The organism is Streptomyces huiliensis (assembly GCF_020037025.1).
Classification (GTDB): Bacteria; Actinomycetota; Actinomycetes; order Streptomycetales; family Streptomycetaceae; genus Streptomyces; species Streptomyces huiliensis.
On sequence record NZ_JAIQLH010000445.1, the window covers coordinates 1 to 3172 of the forward strand.

2 protein-coding genes are annotated in these 3172 nt (G+C 74.6%); one reads left to right on the forward strand and one right to left on the reverse strand.

Annotation, left to right across the window (positions count from 1 at the left end):
* On the forward strand, positions 1-1034 hold a 1034-nt coding region (locus tag JNW98_RS34935), incomplete at its 5' end, for a monooxygenase (RefSeq protein WP_223772292.1).
* A 45-nt stretch (positions 1035-1079) separates the two neighbouring features.
* Here the strand turns inward: JNW98_RS34935 and JNW98_RS34940 are convergent.
* Positions 1080-3172, reverse strand: a 2093-nt coding sequence (locus JNW98_RS34940) for a collagenase (protein WP_223772293.1), incomplete at its 5' end; no start/stop codon positions are given.

A 3172-nucleotide genomic window follows, 5' to 3' on the forward strand; every position in this document is an offset into this window, starting at 1 on the left:
GGCTCGTTCGCCGCCGCGTCCTCGCCCACCCCCGGATCCGCCTCGCCGAAGGAATGGAGGTCACCGGCCTGACCGGTGACGCCGACCGGGTGCGGGGCGTCCGGCTGCGGGCCCGGGGCGCCGGACGGGCGGGGGAGGAGCCCGGCACACTGGCGGCCGGCCTCGTCCTGGACGCCTCCGGCCGCTCCTCCCGGGCCCCCGGCTGGCTGACGGACCTGGGCGCCGAACCGGCCCCCGAGGAGCGGATCGACACCGGACTCGCCTACGCCACCCGGTTCTACCGCGCGGGCGCCAACACGGACCTGCCGTACCGGGGCATCTACATCGTCCCCGACGCGGACCAGCCGTACGGCGGCCTCCTCCTGCCGATGGAAGACGGCCGCTGGACCGCCCTGCTCTCCGGCCTGCGGGGCTGCGAACCGCCCACCGACGAGGCCGGCTTCCTCGCCTTCGCCGACCGCCTCCCGCACCCCGTCTTCCGCGAGTGGCTCCACAAGGCCGAGCCGCTCACCGGCATCCACGGCTACCGGGCGACCGCCAACGTCCGCCGCCGCTACGACCGGCCGGGCCGCCGGCCCGCGGGCTTCCTCGCCGCCGGGGAGGCGCTGTGCGCCTTCAACCCCGTCTACGGCCAGGGCCTGACCGTGGCCGCGCTGAACGCCCTGGCCCTGCGCGACACCCTGGACGACCCCCGCCGGGTGCCGACCACCCGCCGGGTGCAGCGGGCGCTGTCCGCGACCGTCCGCCCGGCCTGGAGCATCTCCGCCGGCGGCGACCGGCTGCTCCCCGGCGCCGTCGGCAACGCGGCCGGGGTCCGCGCCGCCGACCGCCCCGGCGCCTGGTACATGTCCCGCGTCGTCCGGCGGGCCACCGGCGACCCGGCCGTCGGGGCCGCCTTCCGGGCGATGACGGGCCTCCTCATCCCCCCGTCCGCCTTCTTCGCGCCGGCCCTCGCCCGGGCCGTCCTGCTGGGCCCCGAGCCGCAGGCCCCCACCGAACCGCCGATGGAGCCGGAGCCCGGCCCCGGACGGTGAACGGGAGGCCGGCGGCCGGTTCCTCCGCCGCCGGCCCCGGGCCGCTCAGTTGCGCAACGGCCCCTCACAGGAGTAGTCGGCGGTCCCGCCCCGGCCGTCGGACCAGACGTCCACCGGGCCGAAGGAGCAGTTCATCTCCTCCAGGTTGGTGGACGCGGGCCGGGACCGCTCCAGGACGAAGTAGTCGACCGTGTCGGACATGTCGCGGAACACCCGGTCGGGGTCGGCCGCGTCCGTGAGCCGCGCGGTGATCCGGCCGGTGCACACGAAGCGCCGCACCGACGGGTCGGGGCCGGCCGCGCAGGCGGGCGTCAGCGAGGTGGCCGAGGCCAGCGACGTGCGCACGGCCTCGGGAGAGGCGTCCCGCAGCCGGTCGTTCGGGATGACGTCGGTGCTCGGTACGTACAGCCGGTCCACCTCGGCGATCCGCCGGTCCAGGAAGGTGTCGTACGCCCGCTGGAGCCCGGCGTCCTTGCCCATCCGGTCGCGCCACGCGTCGAACCGCACCGGGTCGTCCGCCCGCAGCAGGCCGTACATCTCGCGCAGCAGCGACGGCCGCTCCGTCCACAGGAACTCGAAGAAGGTGCCCGCGTAGTCGTAGAAGCGGAAGCCGTCGCCGTCGTACGTCGCGTGCAGCAGCCGGTCGACGGTCATCCGCGGGCCGCCGTTCGCGGTGTCCTTGATGACGCCCCGGACCAGCGACTTCCGCACCTTCACGCCCTCGCCGCGGGTGGCGCCGGCGAAGAACTCCGCCGTCCCCTCGTCCATCGCGGTGGTCCGGTCGCCCTGGTACCAGGGGCCCTCGCCGAACAGTCCCGGCACGGCCCACCGGCCGTTCAGGTAGTGCGTGTACTCGTGCCGGAACAGCTCCTCCAGGGTCAGCGAGGAGTCCTGCGGGACGCGGCGCTGGTACGTGTAGAAGGTCGCGCCCTGCTCGATGTACATGCCGCCGTTGGCCGTGCTCAGCCCGGTGAGCAGCGGCTGGAAGTCCTCGTACTGGGCGCGCGAGGCGTACAGGACGACGTTCAGGGTGGCGTTGTCGTCACCGGCCAGCGGCTTCTCGCTGCCCAGCACCCGGTGGAACTGCGCCTTCACCTGCTTGCTCGCGTAGTACAGCCGGTCGACGGTGCCCCGGTCCAGGGCGGTGCGCACCTTCATGCCGCCCCCGTCGTAGGTGTACGTGGCCGGGAAGAGGCGCCGCTCGATGTCCGGCTTGCAGACGCCGTACGCGGCGCAGGACTGGTAGTAGACCAGCCAGCCCGCCGCCTTGGCCCACGGTGAGCCGAGCGCGCCGAAGTTCCGCTCGACGACCGGCAGCAGCGCGCCGAGGCCGGCCACCGTCTCCTTCCGCAGCGCCTCGACCTCGCCGAAGCGGCCGTACTCGGCGACGGCGTCCCGCACCACCCAGGCGTTGCGCGTGTCCTTGAGATGGGTGTAGCCGGCGAACTTCCGGAACGCGTCGCGGTACGCGGCGTTGCCGGTGACGACCGTGCGGAACGCGGTGTCCTTGTTGCCCGGGTACAGGCCCAGGTAGTTGACGGACAGACCGGCGAGCGCGGCGCCCGCCCAGGACGGGTCCTTGTACGTCGTGGTGTGGTACGGGTCCATGGTCGCCAGGACCTTGCGGATTAGGCCGGGCTGGGACTGGCGCAGACCGGGCCCGCTGCCCGCGTACAGGGCCTCGCGCAGGCTCTCCGCGTTGGAGCGCGTCACGTCGAAGCTGTGGGCCGCCCCGCCGAAGGCGCTGATCGCGCGGCGCATGGCCTCGGTCGTCGGCGGGTCGGTGACGTCGATCTCCGAGCGCGAGAAGTCGTGGTACACGACGGCGTGGAGGTAGGTGAGCATCTCCAGCAGATGGCCGCCGTTGCGGCCGTCGTGCCGGGGCGCGAGGGCGGATATCCGGCGCGAGACGGCCTGGACGTGCGCGTCGGACATGACCGGGGCGAGCCGGGCGTCCCAGGTCCAGATCAGGGTGCGGAGGCAGCCGTCGGCGGTGACGGCCGGGTCGGCGAGGAAGTCGGCGAACGCCTCGGGGCCGAGCCCGGTCACCCCGTCGAGCGAGCAGGGCGCCAGCCCCGGGCGGGGCGGCGTGCCGGACCCGGCGGGGGTGCGCACACCCGCCACCCGGCCGTCGGGGA